The following is a 15,633-nucleotide window of genomic DNA, read 5'->3' as shown; positions in this document are numbered from 1 at the left end:
TCACTTTCCCCGAGCGGCAAGCCAGCTCTTCATCATGGCGATCTCTCCTTCCTGCGCAGAGATAACCTCCTGAGCCAACTCGCGGACCTCCGGGTCCTTGCCGTACTGCAACGCCACCTTGGCCATGTCGATCGCGCCCTGGTGATGCGGGATCATGCCGCGCATAAAGTCCACATCGGCATCGCCGCTGAAGTCAATCATCATGTCGGCGTGCATGCGGTCATTGCCGGCAGGGTAGGCGGTCGTCGAGGCGTCGCCCGAGCTGCCGGTCGCCGCCTGTTGGCCGCGTTCTCCAAGCCACTTATTCATCATGGCGATCTCGCCTTCCTGCGCAGAGATAACCTCCTCAGCCAACTTGCGGACCTCCGGGTCCTTGCCGTACTGCAACGCCACCTTGGCCATGTCGATCGCGCCCTGGTGGTGCGGGATCATGCCGCGCATGAAATCGACGTCGGCGTTGCCAGTGAACTGCGCTCCCATCCCCGCGTGCATCTGGTCGTTCACGGCGCGATACGCGGTCGTGGAAGGGCTGTCATTGGCCGAGGCGCTGGAGGGCATCGCGTGCCCTTGGTGATCTCCGCTCGCATTGGCCTGCATCACTTCACCCGACGGGACCACCTTCTTCTGAACGGCCATCAGGCCGATGGCGACCACGACGGCGCCCGCAATGAACAACAGGCTGAACTTGTTGACTCTCATGAAAAACTCCTTGAATGAGATTGATGGAGTCACTGTAGGGCTTCCCATTGTTGGAAGGTCAAGCCCCTCATTTCGCCGTTGATGCCGATGAAGACCCTCGGCGCAAGATCCAGTCCTTCACTTCCGCCGCCTACGACAACGCGCTGTCGAAGCTGCAGCGGTGGAAGCAGGTGATGTAGCGCCTGAGGCGACCGCTAGATGGAACACCTCCCGCATCGGCCCGATCAGCCCGGACCTAGCCGCACCGGCTTTCGCGCGGTCTGCCACAGCAGCGGCACCAAGATCAGCGCCAGGGCCGGGAAGATCATCCAGTTGACCGCCTGCCAGCCCGAGCTGTGCAGGATCGATCCCGCGAGGAACGACACGGCCGCCGTGGCGGCGAAGACGAAGAAATCGTTCATGCCCTGCGCCTTGCTGCGCTCGGCCGGGGTGTGGCAATCGGTGACCACCGCCGTCGCGCCGATGAAGCTGAAGTTCCAGCCGATGCCCAGCAGCGCCAGCGAGCCCCAGAAGTGGGACAGGCCGAGCCCGCCCAGGGCCACCACCCCGGAGGCGGCGAGCAGCACCATGCCCACGGCGGTCACGCGCTCCTTGCCGTAGCGCACCATCAGCCGCCCAGTGAAGAAGCTCGGCCCGAACATCGCCAGCAGGTGCCACTGGATGCCCAGGGCGGCGTTGTCCACCGAATGCCCGTGGTTGACCATCGCCACCGGCGCGGCGGTCATCACGAACGCCATCACCCCATAGGACACCACGCCCGCGGCCACGGCCAGCGCGTAGCGCGGCATCGCCAGGAGCTGCAGCACCGTGCGGCCGCTGTCGGCGGCGGCTTCGGCCGGGGTCTGGCGCGGCGTGCGCAGCATCAGCAAGATCGGCAGGGCGATCAGCGGCAGCAGCGCCTGGCTGAGGAAGCTGCCGACGTAGGGCGTGCCCGCTACCGCGTCGCGCGTGAAGATCACCAACTGCGGCCCGATGATGGCACCCGCGAGACCCCCCACCATCACCCAGGAAATCGCCTTGGCCTTGAGCGCGTCCTCGGCGGTGTCGGCGGCTGCGAAGCGGTAGCTCTGCACATACGCGCCGTAGAAGCCCGCCAGGAAGGTGCCGGCGCAGAAGATCCAGAACGAGGCCAGCATGATGCCCAGCGCGGCGATCAGGCCCGAGGCCACGCCGAAGCCGACCCCGACCACGTATCCGTTGCGGCGGCCATGGCGCCGCATGATGAACGCCGCAGGCAAGGTGCCGATGGCAAGACCCAGGCCGAACAGGCTCACGGGCAAGGTGATCCAGGCCGAGTCCTTGGCAAGCTGCTGGCCGACCAGCCCGCCCAGCGACATCACGATGGGCGCGCTGGCGCCACCGAGCGCCTGCGCGGCGGTGAGAACGCCGATGTTTCGGCGCGTGATGCTCTGGTCGGTCATGGGCGGTCTTTCTTGTTCGTTTGTCTGGCCGGAAATATTACACGCATGAATATATGTTCAGTTATCCGACCATGATTCGGCCATGCGATGCTCATGAACCGCCGCAACCTGGTCGCTCCTCGCAAATCTCCCGAGCGGCAGAAGGAACAGCCTGCCGTTCCAATGCGAGCAGGTGCTCTTTCACCCGGGTCAGTTGCGCCATGCGTTCCTCGACATAGGCGAGATGGTCCCGGACAGCCTGCGTCAGCAGCTCGGGTTCCGGGGACTCGCGATGCGTCCAGCCCAGCAAGTTGCGCATGTCATCCAGGCCGATGCCCGACGCGCGGTAGTTGCGAATCAGGTAAAGCCGCTCGACATGGGCCGGGCCATAGCGCCGGTAGTTGTTGCGGGACCGCTCGGGAGCGGGCAGCAGGCCCTCCCGTTCGTAGAACCTGATGTTCTCAGGGGGCGTGCCGGTCAAGCGCGCGAGTTCACCAATCCTCATCCAGCTCTCCGCGCGCAGCGATGGGGGACGCCACCGCTGCGCGCCGGCCCTCATCCCGGCGACCGGGCGGACTGCTGCGCCGTGGCGCCCGATTGCACCGTGTGCTCAGTCCAGCCGCCGCCCAGCGCCTTGTACAGATGGATGAGGTTGTTCAGCCGCGTCAGGCGCGTGCGCACCAGGGTCTGCTGCGTGCCGTAATGCGTGCGCTGCGCGTCGAGTACAGTGAGGTTGTCGTCCACGCCCTCCTGGAAGCGCTGCTCGGCCAGCTCGTAGGCCTTCTGGCTGGCCGCCACCAGGAGCTGCTCCGCGCGGATCTGCTCATCGAGCGTGCGCTTGCCCGCCAGGCCGTCGGCCACCTCGGCGAAGGCCGCCTGGATGGACTTCTCGTAGTTGGCGATCTCGATGCGCTTCTGTACGTGCGCCACGTCCAGGTTGGCGCGCAGCGCGCCGCCGCGGAAGATGGGCAGCGTGATCTGCGGCAGGAAGCTCCAGGCCCGCGAGCCCGAATCGAACAGGCCGTCCAGCGAAGCGCTGGCCGTGCCCGCCGAGCCCGTAAGGCTGATCGTCGGGAAGAACGCGGCCCGCGCCGCGCCGATGTTGGCGTTGGCGCCGATCAGCATCTGCTCGGCGGCGCGGATGTCCGGCCGGCGCGCGAGCAGTTCGGACGGCAGGCCGCTCGGCAGGCCGGTCGGCACGATGTCGTCCGGCAGCGCCATGGCCTCGTCAAGCTGCCGGGACAGCTCCGGCGTCAGCGGCTGGCCCAACAGCAGCACCAGCGCGTTGCGGTCCTTGGCCGCCTGCCGTGTGTAGGCGGCATGGTTGGCCTCGGCGGTGCGCAACGCGATCTCTGCGCGGCGCAGGTCGAGCTGCGTGGAGTTGCCCGCTTCCACCAGTTGGGTGGTCAGCCCGTAGGAGCGCTTCTGCGTGGCGAGGGTGTCGCTCGTCAGGCGCAGCAGTTCCTGGTCGGCACGCAGCGTGAGGTAGGCGCTGGCCACCTCGGACACCAGGCTCATCTGCGTGGCGATGCGGGTCTCGTCGAGGGCCAGGTAGGACGCCAGCGCCCGGTCGCTGAGGCTGCGGATGCGGCCCCACAGGTCCAGTTCCCAGGCGGCCGTCACCCCGGCCACGTCGTAGCGCCGGAGCACGTCGCTTTGCCCCGTGGTGCTGAGGTCGGCCGGTACGCGCTCTGACGCGCCGCGGGCGGAAACGCCCAGGTTCGGCAGCATCTCGGCACGCTGGATACGGTACAGCGCCTGAGCCGCCTCCACGTTGAGCGCGGCCTTGCGCATGTCGCGGTTGTTCTCCAGTGAAATGCCGATCAACTGCTGCAGCAGCGGGTCGCGGAAGAAGTCCCGCCAGCCGATCTCGGCCGTGATCGCGTCGTCGGGCGTCGCGGCCGCCGGTTCCACATAGGCCGCGCCCAAGGGATAAGCCGTGTCGATCGGCGCTGCGGGCCGGTCATACTTCGGTGCCATGGAGCAGCCAGTCAACGCCGCCGCGAGGGCGAGCGGCGCCAGCGTCCTGGCGGGTCGTGTGAATGCGAAAGATGTTTTCATGTCGTATGTCCTCCTGGCCGTCATGCGTGCTGGTCGGTCATGCCGACACGGGCATGGCGCGCTTCGCGGCGCAGCGCCAGCTTGCGCACCACGACGTAGAACACCGGCGTCAGCACCAGGCCGAATACCGTCACGCCCAGCATGCCGGCGAACACCGCGATGCCCATGGCGTGGCGCATCTCGGCGCCCGCACTGCTGGCCAGCACCAGCGGCACCACGCCAGCGATGAAGGCGAACGACGTCATCAGGATCGGGCGCAGCCGCAAGCGCGCGGCTTCGAGCACGGCTGCCAGCGGATCGGCCCCTTCGCTTTCCTTCGCGCGGGCGAACTCCACGATCAGGATCGCGTTCTTGGCGGCCAGGCCGACCAGCACCACGAAACCGATCTGCGTGAAGATGTTGTTGTCCCCCCCAGAGAGCCAGACGCCGGCGATCGCCGAGAGCAGCGCCATGGGTGCAATCAGCAGCACAGCGAACGGCAGCGACCAACTGTTGTACTGGGCCGCCAGGAACAGGAAGGCGAGCAGCACCGCCAGCGCGAAGATATAGATAGCAGTATTGCCAACTCGCTTTTCCTGGAAAGTCAGGTCCGTCCATTCGTAGGTCATACCGTCCGGCAGCGATTCGCTCACGATCTTCTCAATCGCGGCGGTGGCCTGGCCGGATGAGTAGCCCGGCGCTGGCCCGCCGCTGATGTCGGCCGAGGGGAAGCCGTTGTAATGCATCACCCGGTCGGGGCCGGAACTGCGCTCGATGGTCGCGATCGCGCTCAGCGGGATCATGTCGCCCGCTGCATTGCGCACCTTGAGCATGCCTATGTCCTCAGCCTGCATGCGGAACTGCGCATCGGCTTGGGCCATTACCCGGTAGGTGCGACCGAAGCGGTTGAAGTCGTTGACGTAGAGAGAGCCAAGGTTGACCTGCAGGGTGTCGAACACCTCGGTCAGCGACACGCCCTGCGACTTGGCCTTCACCCGGTCGATGTCCACCTGCAACTGCGGCGCATTGGTCTGGAAGCTGGCGAGCATGTTCGCCAGCTCGGGCGCCTGCATGGCCTTGCCCATGATCTGGCCCTGTGCTTGTGCAAGCGCCTCGGGACCCAGGCCCGCCCGGTCCTCGATCTGCAGCTTAAAGCCGCCCATAGAACCCAGGCCCGGCACCGGCGGCGGCGGGAAGATGCCGACGAAGCCGTCCGGGATCTGGCTGAACTTGCCCATGAGCTTGCCCTGGATGGCGAAGGCCGACAGCGACGGGTCCTTGCGCTCATCGAAGGGCTTGAGCATGGCGAACATCAGCGCGGTGTTCGGCTGGTTCACCGGTCCATTGACCGACAGGCCCGGGAAGGCCACCACGCTCTCGACGCCCGGCTCAGCCAGTGCGATCTTGGTCATCTCCTTGACGACCGCCTCGGTGCGATCCAGCGAGGCGCCGGTCGGAAGCTGGGCGATGCCCACGAGGTAGTACTTGTCCTGGGCGGGCACGAAGCCCGCAGGCACCTTGTGGAAGCCCAGCCAGGTCAGGCCCAGGAAGCCGACGTAGAGCAGCAGCACGATGGCGCTGCCGCGCACCGCGCGGCGCACGCCCCCGACGTAGGAATTCGAGGCGCGGTCGAAGAAGCTGTTGAAGCGGCGGAAGAAGCCGCCGAACACGCCATCGATGATGCGCGTGACGCGATCGGGCTTGGCCGCGCCGTGGTGCGGCTTGAGCAGGATGGCGGCCAGCGCTGGCGACAGCGTAAGCGAGTTGATCGCCGACAGGATGGTCGAGAACGCGATGGTTAGCGCGAATTGGCGATAGAACTCGCCCTGCAGCCCCGACAGGAACGCCGAGGGGATGAAGACCGCTGCCAGCACCGAGGTGATGGCCAGGATCGGGCCAGTCACTTCATCCATCGCCTTGCGCGCCGCGTCCTTGGGTGATTCGCCCAGCGCTATGTGGCGCTCCACGTTCTCCACCACCACGATGGCGTCATCCACCACGATGCCGATGGACAGCACCAGTCCGAACAGCGACAGTGTGTTCAGCGAGAAACCGAACATGTGCATCACCGCGAACGTGCCGACCAGCGAGACCGGCACGGCGATCAGCGGGATGATCGACGCGCGCCAGGATTGCAGGAACAGCACCACCACGATCACCACCAGGAAGATGGCCTCCAGCAGCGTGACGGCGACGGACTGGAGCGAGGCGCGCACGAAGACCGTGGGGTCGTAGGCGACGCTATACTCAATGCCGTCGGGGAACTTGGCTTGAAGTCGGTCCATTGCCGCGCGCACCGCGCTAGACACATCCAGCGCGTTCGCGCCCGGGCTCTGGATGATCTGTATCCCCACCGCCGGCTCGCCATTGAGCAGGCTGCGCAAAGAGTAGGAATCGGCCCCCATCGAGATGCGGGCGACATCCCGCAGGCGAGTTACCTGGCCGTCGGCGCCCGTCTTCACGACGATCTCGCCGAATTGCTCCTCGCTCGACAGTCGGCCCAGAGTGTTGACCGTGACCTGGAACGCCGCCGAGGCATCCGGCTGCTGACCAACCGAACCAGCGGCAACCTGTATGTTCTGCTCGCGGATGGCGGCAACCACGTCGCTCGCGATCAGCCCACGAGCAGCGACCTTGGCGGGTTCGAGCCAGACCCGCATCGAATACTCCCCGGCGCCCCAGACTAGGACATCGCCGACGCCTGGCGTACGAGCCAGCTCATCCTTCACATGAAGTGTGGCGTAGTTGGAGACGTACAGCGGATCATATCGACCTCCAGGCGAAAGCAAATGCACCACCATGAGAACGTCCGGCGACGTTTTCTCGGTGACAACACCGATGCGCTGAACTTCAGGCGGTAGGCGCGGCAACGCCCGCGAGACCCGGTTTTGCACCTGGATCTGCGCAATGTCGGCGTTGATATGCTGCTCGAAGGAGACGGTGAGCACCATTTTCCCGTCGGTGGACATCTGAGACTGCATGTACATCATGCCTTCTACGCCGTTGATCGCCTGCTCCAGCGGTGATGCCACGGTATCGGCGATCACTTGCGGGTTGGCACCGGGATAGCTAGCGGTGACCTGCACCGTGGGAGGCGTGACCTGCGGGTATTCGCTCAGCGGCAGCTGGAAGTAGCTGATCGCGCCTGCGATCAGCATCAGCACCGACAGGACGATGGCGAAGATCGGCCGGTTGATGAAGAAGCGGGGGAAATTCATTTGCGGGCCTCCGCCGAGCCGGCCGCGCCGTCAGCCTTGGCGGGGTCCGCGCCACCGGCCTTGGCAGGCGCCGCAGCGGGAGCCGGAGCGTTTGCCGCAGCCTTGGTCGCGCCGGCCGCGCCGGCGGCCGGTGCCGCGGGCGCCTGCATGGGCACCATGCGCGGCGTGACCGCCATGCCGGGGCGCACGAGGCCCTTGATGATGATCTTCTCACCGGCCTGCAGGCCGCCGTTGATGACGCGCAGCCCGTCCACCACCGGCCCCAGTTCGATGGGCCGGTACTGGGCCTGGTTGTTCTCGCCCACAACCAGCACGTAGTTGCGCCCTTGGTCGGTGCCCACGGCCTGATCGTCGATCAGGACGGCCTCGCGCGCCGCGCCGGTGGACAGCTTGGCCCGGGCGAACATGCCGGGTGCCATGCGCCCATCCGGGTTGGGCACAACGGCGCGCGCGCGGATCGTGCCGGTGCTTCGGTCAATGGTGTTGCCGACGAAGTCAAGCGCGCCCTTGTGCGGGAAACCCTTGTCCGTGGTCAGCCCGACCTGCACGGGCAGCGAAGCCTTGCTACCGGCGCCCGCAGCGGGCCGCGAGCGGCTGACGACGTTGAGATAGGTGGCCTCATCAATGTCGAAGTACACGTGCAACGGGTCGATGGATACGATCGTGGTCAGCAGCGTGGCCGCGCCGGCGCCGCCACCGCTGACCAAGTTGCCCTCGGTCACGAGCACGCGGTCGACGCGCCCGGCGATGGGCGCAGTGACGCGGGCGTAGGACAGGTCCAGCTGAGCCGCAGCAACGGCGGCCTTAGCCGCCTGCACCTGAGCCTGGCGCGCGTTGCGTGCGGAGGCGGCATCGTCATAGGTCTTGCGCGCGACGGCGCCGGTCGCCACCAGGCGCTCGGCGCGGTCAAAGTCGGCCTGGGCCTGGCTGGCCAGCACCTCGGCCTGACGCAGTTGCGCCACGGCCGTGTCGAGCGCAACCTGGAACGGCCTCGGGTCGATCTGGAACAGCAGTTGGCCCTTGCGCACGAGGCTACCTTCGGGAACGCTCACCGCATCGACGGCGCCGCCGACCCGCGAGCGCAGCTCGACGGTCTTGGGCGCGGCCAGGAAGCCGGTGTACTCGGCCGATGGCGCGACCGTGCGGGTAATGACCTCGGCCACGGGCACCTGCGGCGCCATCGGCGCGCCCGCCGGGGGCGCCGCGGCCTTGCCCTCGTCCTTGGCGTCGCGGGCAGCGATCGCTATCCCCCCGACGGCTGCGATGACGCCTGCCACCACAATGATTCTGATTTTTTTACGCATGGAAGTGACCCTTTCTTGGATGCAGGACTCCGGCCCTTCCGAAGCGCTCTGCAGACATTTGTGTGGAGGCTAGGCGTTACAACGACGGCAAGGTCAAGCCCTCTTGTTGCCTCAGCGGGCAGACGGCACGGGCAAGGTGGTGGGACGCCCGGCGTCGTCGCCGTGGTTGGCCTCCGGCGCGCCCTTGAAGCGCAGCAGGCGCAGTGCGTTCAGCGTGACCAGGGCCGTGGCGCCGGTGTCGGCCAGCACGGCAACCCACAAGCCGGTGATACCCAACACGGTGGTGACCAGGAACAAGCCCTTGAGGCCAATGGCGAATACGACGTTTTGGTGGATGTTGGCCATCGTCGCCCGCGACAGGGCCACCAGGTGGGCCACGTCCGTGACGCGGCTCTTGAGCAGCGCGGCATCGGCGGTTTCCAGCGCCACGTCCGTGCCGCCGCCCATGGCGATACCCACGTCGGCGGTCGCCAAGGCCGGCGCGTCGTTGATGCCGTCGCCGACCATCGCCACCTTGGCATCACGCTTCATCTCGTTGACCAAGCGCAGCTTGTCCTGCGGCAGCAGCTCGGCCTCCCACTCGATGCCCAGCTTGCCGGCGATCGCCTGCGCGGTGCGGCGGTTGTCGCCGGTCAGCATGACCGAGCGCACGCCCATGGCGTTGAGCTGGGCCACGCCTTCGCGCGCGTCGCGGCGGGGCTCGTCGCGCAGGGCCAGCAGGCCCAGAACGTTCTTGCTGGCTTCGTCGAACAGGACCACCACGGTCTTGCCGCCATCCTCCAGCTTGTCGATTTCCCTGCGGTGCGCGGCTGTCAGCGTGGCCGTCTGTTCCGCATGGGCGGGCGATCCGACAGCGAGCGCACTGCCGTTCACGGTGGCGCGCACCGCCTTGCCGGCAATGGCCGATGCGCCCGTGGCCTGGGGAATCGCCACGTCCAGGCTCTTGGCATGGGCGACAATGGCCTTCGCCAAGGGATGGTTTGAGCCGGACTCGACAGCGGCGGCAAGCGCAAGGACCTGTTGATGCTTGAACAGCCCGAAGGGCAGGACCTCGGTGATGCGCGGCTTGCCCTCGGTCAGCGTGCCAGTCTTGTCGAAGGCAATTGCGCGCACGCGGCCGATGGTTTCCAACGCGTTGCCACCCTTGATCAGCAGGCCCCGTCGTGTGGCCACCGCAAGGCCCGAGGCGATGGCCGCCGGTGTGGAGAGCACCAGCGCACATGGGCAGGCAATCAACAGCAGTGCGAGGCCGCGGTACAGCCAGGTACCCCAGTCGCCACCCATGGCAAGTGGCGGAACCACCACGATCAACGCCGCGATGGCCATGACGGCAGGGGTGTAGTAGCGGCTGAACTTTTCGATGAAGCGAGCCGTGGGCGCCTTGGAGGACTGCGCCTGCTCCACCAGTTGGATGATGCGAGAAATGGTGTTGTCCGATGCCGTCTTCTCGACTTGTACTTCGAGCACGCCATCGACGTTGATGGAGCCGGCGAACACGTCGGCACCGATAGCCTTTTGACGCGGTACGGACTCGCCGGTGATAGGCGACTCGTCCAGGCTGCTTTCACCGCGGAGGATCTTGCCGTCCGCAGGCACCCGGTCACCAGGGCGCACCAGCACGCGGTCGCTCACGCGCAGGGAAGCGGCGGGCACTTCGCGCTGCCCGCCCGCGGCATCGAGCAGTACCGCCGTCTTAGGCACCAGGGAGGCCAGCGCCTTGATGCCGGCGCGCGCGCGGCCGGCGGCCACGCTTTCCAGCAGCTCGCCGATCGCGAACAGGAACACCACGGCAGCAGCTTCCTCGGCCTCGCCTATCACGAGCGCGCCCAGCGAGGCGACGACCATCAGCGTTTCGATAGAGAACGGCGAGCCTGACACAGCCAGCGCGAAGGCTTTGCGAGCGAACGGCAGCACGCCCGCGATCACCGCAGCGGCGAAGATCCATTCAGCGTAGCCAGGAACGAACTGCGCGATCGCGTAGGCCGAGCCCATCAGGCCGCCCAGGCCCAGCACGTGCCTGCCTTTCTTCGTCTGCCACCAGCGCTGATGGCGCGCCGTCGATGCTGCTGCTGGGGCCGCGGGTGCTGAGCCATCATGGCGGCGCACGTCGGAGACGCCGAAGCCCAGGCTCTTGATGGTCTTCTCGATGTGGCCGAGCTGCGTGGGGCCGCCAGACGCGAGCGTCAATTCCAGCGTTTCTGCGGTGAAGTTGATGCGGGCATCGGACACGCCATCCATGCGAGCGAGGGCCGTTTCGATCTTGCCGACGCAACTGGCGCAGTCCATGCCCTCGACGCGCATGGACACGTTGGGGGGCGTGCTGGGTGCTCCACGGGAGGCAGAGGCCGGCGCATGGTCATGCCCACTGCAGGCCCCGTGATCGTGACCGTGGTCATGGGCATGGCCGTGACCATGGGCATGCCCATGGTCATCACCGCACGCTTTGCCGTGCGAATGATCGTGCCCGTGGTCGTGGGCATGCCCATGGTCATGGTGGCCGCCGCAGCCGGCGTGGTCATGCGCGTGGGCCGCATGGCGCGGTGCAGGTGCTGCGGACATTTCGGACGCGGGCAGTGCCTGCACGTCGAAGCCCAGGGACCGGATTTTCTTGGCAATGTCGCGTGCAGTATTTCGGCTACTTGTGCTGCGCGTCAACGTCAGCGTCTCATTTGTAAAATTAACCTGTACATTTGATACGCCATCAATTCGACCAAGCGCTGTTTCAATCTTGCCGACGCAACTGGCGCAATCCATACCTTCGACCCGAAAGCCCAGTTGTTCGTCCTGCGCTCCTGTGCCGTCCTTTGTTTCCAAAGACATATCAATCTCCTGGTTCTCTGAGTAATCGCCGTGGCAGGACGCACAAATCAGCGATCGGAATGTTATACAAACAAATGAACACTTGTTTGTATGTTTATTCAAAAAAAAGAAAGAATCTCTTTCTGGCTGAACCATCCGACCGCTGCTTTATGCTGCTGCCATTAAGTCATTTTTTGTTGCGCAGCATCTGGTAGGTTTCAAATGCGGTGCGGTAGGCATCACTATAGGTATCAGGCGTCTGCTCACCAGCCCAGAATCCAGCCATTCCCGCAACCTGCCAATCTGCCAAATCACTCTTTACTTGAGCACGAGTCAATGCCACCGGAGCCTTGTAAGCCGCACCCAGCTTGAGCTGGAGGTAGCTCTCGTAGGCTTGTTGGTAGGCTTGGGTGTGCGAAGCGGTGGTGATTCCGCGCGAGGTGAGCGCGTGCATGCCGGAGATTTTCCACAGTTCCAAATCAGCCATCACTTCAGCACGAGTCTTTCCTGCTGAGGGCGCCTGATACATATCACCTTGGGTCAATTGCAAGTAGCGCTGAAAGGCAGCCTGGTATTGAGGGCTGGACGTATCCGGGCCGCTTTCGCCGCGAGACAACGCTTCCAGCCCAGATTGCCTCCAAGCAGTCAGATTTTCTTGGACCTGTTGCCGTGTCATATCTGCGGCGAACGGTTGAGCGTTTGCTCCAGCAGCAAAAAGTGCGGAAAGCAGAACAGCAAAGCGAATTTTCTTGGACATGGTCAATACTCCTTGACGTTAAAAATAATGGCGTGGTCCTTACGCCTTTCGGATACCCCGTAGACAAATAATAACACACATGAAGATATGTTCAAGTGTTTATTTTTAGAGTGCTTTTTGCTTGTGGGGTCTTCTAGGCATTCAGCAAGGCGCGCCGGTGTCTCTCTAGATTGATAGCCAAAAAAAGCCTACCCCTTGAAGGAGTAGGCCGGCGCGCACTCACATGTTCAGTCAATCGTCGTGTCTGTCCTCCGAAATGTGAACCGCCATGTCCTGGAGTACCTGGCTGACGTGCTGGTCGGCAATGCCGTAGAAGATGTGCTTGGCTTGGCGCTCGCCGCGCACGAGGCGCGCGCCGCGCAACAGGCGCAGGTGATGGCTGACCAAGGACTGCGACAGGTCTAGCGAGCCAGCAATGTCGCCCACTGCGACCGATCCGCGCATGCACAGCAACAGGATTTTCAATCGCGATTGGTCGCCCAGCAGGCGGAAGGTCTCTGCCAGAACAGCGACGTCACTTTGCGATAGTGCGAGGACATCAGTGGTCGTGCCGTGGTTAGAGGTCGAACATTGCACAATAGCGGCGCTGGTGGTTTTGCGGGATGTCATGGATTCAAACCCTCAAGTGAACTGCGAACCGTCTAGCACGGCCTCAATGCTTGTGACCGGGAGCGGAGTGGTCATGGTCATGGTCATGATTGTGCTCACTGTGGTCGTGGCCGCTGTGGTCCTGACGGCCTGTCGTGGGTTGCAGGCTGCAGATGTTCTCGTCAGCCTCCGAGTTCCAGTCGATTCCGACTGTGGCGTGTTCGATGCTGAACTGCTCTCGCAGCACCGCCTCGACGCGCTTGACCACAGCTCGCGCCTCCTCGTCCACGTTGGGTCGAACGTGTAGCGTGGCCATCGTGCGACCGGAAGTGAGTTGCCACACGTGAACATGGCTGACAGCCGCCAGGCCGGGCACAGTGCTCATCAGGCCTTGTTCCACCTTTTCCGGCGAAGCGTCCTCTGGCGCACCCTCCAACAGGATATGGATCGACTTGGCCAGGAGCTTCCAGGCGCTGCGCAGAATCAACGCCGCTACTAGAACCGACAGGATGGGGTCGATCGGAGTCCAGCCGGTGAAGTAGATGACGATCGCTGCAACGATGGCGCCGACAGAGCCGAGCAGGTCACCCATCACGTGGAGGATGGCACCTTTCACATTGACGTGATCGGTTTCGCCGCGGGTCATGATCCACAGCACGAGGACGTTGATCAGTAAGCCGAGCACGGCGACGATCATCATCGGGCCGGCGAGGATGACGGGCGGCGCCTGCAGCCGCTCCCACGCCTCGTAGGCGATCCATGCGACGATCGCGAACAGGGTCACGGCGTTCAGGAAGCCGGCGATGACCTCGAAGCGCAGGTAACCGAATGTGCGTTTGCTGTCGGCTGCGCGGCGACCGAATCGGAAGGCAGCGTAAGCCAGGGCAAGTGCCACGGCGTCGGTCAGCATGTGGCCAGCATCGGCAAGTAGGGCTAGCGAGCCCGACAGCACGCCGCCGACAGCTTCCACGAGCATGAAGCCGAAGATCAGGAAGAAGGAAACCAGAACCTTGCGCTCGTTGGCGCTGGTCACTGTGGGGGTGTGGTCGTGATCATGGTCGTGACCATGATCATGTGCATTGGATTGGGACATGGGCGCCTCTGCTGGTTGAGTGTTTGACTATGGTGAAATATAACACATGAATATGTGTTCATTTGATATATTTTGGCTCACCCTTCTCAGCCTCCGAAGCCATGCGTTGTGATGCCGCAACGAGAAAATGTGCCTATCCTTTCGGCCAGATACGGTGCAGGTCATCCAGAATCAGCTGGTGATGGTGCCTGCCTTGGTCTGCGTGTGTGCGTAAATGAGGGTGATCCGGCGGCAAGCTGGGGTGGTCATGCGCCACGTCAGAAGGGTCGCTGGCCGGCCACAGCCAGAGCGTCAGCGCCACGCCGGCCAAGCCGACCAGGGACATGACAATGAAGGTCGATGGCAAGCCCATGACCGCGCCGAAGCGGCCGGCAAGTGGGTAGCAGATGAGCCAACAGGCGTGCGACAGCGCGAAGTGTGCCGCGAAGATCGCAGGACGGTCCTCGGCATGGGCCGAGCGGCGCAGAAGACGGCCGGATGGCGTTTGCGCCACGCTGTAGCCAAAGCCGATGATCAACCACAGCGGCAGCAACAATGCATAGCTCGGCAGCAGTGCGCCGATCCCCGTGCCCACGACCAGTACGGTAGCGCCGGTGAGCATCGCGGTTCGGTCGGCCACCTTTTCCAGTAAGGATGGCAGAACGAAGGCTGCCACCATCGAACCGCCTCCGAATGCCGCCAGTGCCGACGCCACTTCGACCTCGCCTAGGCCAAAGCGCGCCTTCACGAGAACCACCGTGTTCACGATCACCATGGCGCCCGCCGCCGAGACGGCCAAGCTGATCGCCAGCAGGCCCCGCAGGCGTGGCGTAGCGAGATAGATGCGTGTGCCGCGGGTCGTGCGATCCCAAATGCCGCGGCGCGGTCCGGGAATAGTTGTGGGCAACCGCACGCTGACCACGAGCGCGGCTGAAACGAGGAAACCGAGCACTGTTCCCGCGAACAGGTTGTGAAAGCTGATGACGGTCAGCAGCGCAGCAGCCAGCATCGGGGAAATCAGGCTTTCCAGGTCATAGGCCAGCCGGGACAGCGACAGCGCCTTCGTGTAGTCCTCTTCATCGGGAAGGATGTCCGGGATAGTGGCTTGGAAAGTCGGCGTGAAGCCGGCGGATGCCGCTTGCAGGACAAAGATCAGCAGATAGATCTGCCAGACCTCGGTGACAAATGGCAAACAGATCGCGACAACCGCTCGTACCAGGTCCAGCGCTACGAGTAATGACCGTCGCGGGAACTGGTCGGCGAAGGCCTGTGCCGACGAGTGCGATCACCTGCGCGGTGAACAGGTGGCGGTAGGTGCGGTTCTTTAGGACGGAGAGCATCGAGAGACCTCAGAGCAGTTTGGTTAGTGCCTTCATTTCGGCCAGAACGGAGTCCTCATCATGAGACAGGCAGTGGTCGATGTGGTCATGGATCAGGACGCGCTTGGCCGCTGTGACGGCGCTCTCCACCGCAGCGAGCTGGCGAGCGATGTCCAGGCAGGTTTCTTCTCCTTCGATCATCCCGATGACGTGTCGCAGATGACCCTCGGCGCGCTTGAGCCGTTTCACGAGATCTGGGTGGCTGGTGTGCTTGTGCATCTCTTTCATGCAGCAATCATATCCCCCCCTGGGGGATATGCTCAAGGAGTCTGCATAGCTGTTTGCGCAGTGGATTAGCCCCACCTCGCCTCTCGATGTCTTGCGCCCGACGCCCTCTCTAAGGCGATTGGTGCTCAAAGGAGGTAAGGTTTTCTTTC

At 64.3% G+C, this 15,633-nt stretch carries 11 protein-coding genes and 1 pseudogene; all 12 read right to left on the bottom strand.

Going from position 1 to position 15,633, the window contains the following annotated elements:
- The gene (locus FPB55_RS20015; protein ID WP_021162755.1) at positions 1-699 is read right to left on the bottom strand and encodes a DUF305 domain-containing protein; all 699 of its coding nucleotides are present in this window, start codon (positions 697-699) and stop codon (positions 1-3) included.
- 224 nt (positions 700-923) lie between these two features.
- Positions 924-2,120: an MFS transporter gene (locus FPB55_RS20005; protein WP_008786732.1), complete on the bottom strand. Its 1,197-nt coding sequence runs from the start codon at positions 2,118-2,120 to the stop codon at positions 924-926.
- Positions 2,121-2,211: 91 nt separating this feature from the next.
- Positions 2,212-2,604 carry a MerR family transcriptional regulator gene (locus FPB55_RS20000; protein ID WP_019396549.1) on the bottom strand — a complete coding sequence of 131 codons (393 nt, stop codon included), beginning with the start codon at positions 2,602-2,604 and terminating at the stop codon, positions 2,212-2,214.
- A gap of 50 nt (positions 2,605-2,654) precedes the next feature.
- Positions 2,655-4,160 (bottom strand): efflux transporter outer membrane subunit, encoded by a 1,506-nt coding sequence (locus FPB55_RS19995; RefSeq protein WP_008786734.1) that lies wholly within the window; start codon positions 4,158-4,160, stop codon positions 2,655-2,657.
- Positions 4,161-4,180: 20 nt separating this feature from the next.
- Positions 4,181-7,357 (bottom strand): efflux RND transporter permease subunit, encoded by a 3,177-nt coding sequence (locus FPB55_RS19990; protein WP_024069209.1) that lies wholly within the window; start codon positions 7,355-7,357, stop codon positions 4,181-4,183.
- Positions 7,354-8,661 (bottom strand): efflux RND transporter periplasmic adaptor subunit, encoded by a 1,308-nt coding sequence (locus FPB55_RS19985; protein ID WP_039016767.1) that lies wholly within the window; start codon positions 8,659-8,661, stop codon positions 7,354-7,356. Before FPB55_RS19985 ends, FPB55_RS19990 begins: the two co-directional genes overlap by 4 nt.
- A 111-nt stretch (positions 8,662-8,772) precedes the next feature.
- Positions 8,773-11,481 (bottom strand): heavy metal translocating P-type ATPase, encoded by a 2,709-nt coding sequence (locus FPB55_RS19980; protein WP_071556409.1) that lies wholly within the window; start codon positions 11,479-11,481, stop codon positions 8,773-8,775.
- Between the two features lie 166 nt (positions 11,482-11,647).
- Positions 11,648-12,217 (bottom strand): DUF4148 domain-containing protein, encoded by a 570-nt coding sequence (locus FPB55_RS19975; protein ID WP_021204993.1) that lies wholly within the window; start codon positions 12,215-12,217, stop codon positions 11,648-11,650.
- Positions 12,218-12,448: 231 nt separating this feature from the next.
- Positions 12,449-12,826 (bottom strand): metalloregulator ArsR/SmtB family transcription factor, encoded by a 378-nt coding sequence (locus FPB55_RS19970; protein WP_023110690.1) that lies wholly within the window; start codon positions 12,824-12,826, stop codon positions 12,449-12,451.
- Between the two features lie 43 nt (positions 12,827-12,869).
- A complete protein-coding gene (locus tag FPB55_RS19965) occupies positions 12,870-13,898 on the bottom strand; it encodes a cation diffusion facilitator family transporter (protein WP_021205762.1) in 1,029 nt (342 codons plus the stop codon).
- Between the two features lie 133 nt (positions 13,899-14,031).
- A pseudogene (locus FPB55_RS19960) lies at positions 14,032-15,217 on the bottom strand (MFS transporter).
- A 9-nt stretch (positions 15,218-15,226) separates the two neighbouring features.
- Entirely contained in the window at positions 15,227-15,484 is a 258-nt protein-coding gene (locus FPB55_RS19955) for a metal-sensing transcriptional repressor (RefSeq protein WP_039016764.1), read from the bottom strand.
- Positions 15,485-15,633: the final 149 nt, after the last annotated feature.

The organism is Pseudomonas sp. BJP69, assembly GCF_007633355.1.
GTDB classification, from domain to species: domain Bacteria; phylum Pseudomonadota; class Gammaproteobacteria; order Pseudomonadales; family Pseudomonadaceae; genus Aquipseudomonas; species Aquipseudomonas juntendi.
The sequence above is the reverse complement of the archived record's forward strand: the minus strand, read 5'-3'. Positions and strand labels throughout refer to the sequence as shown.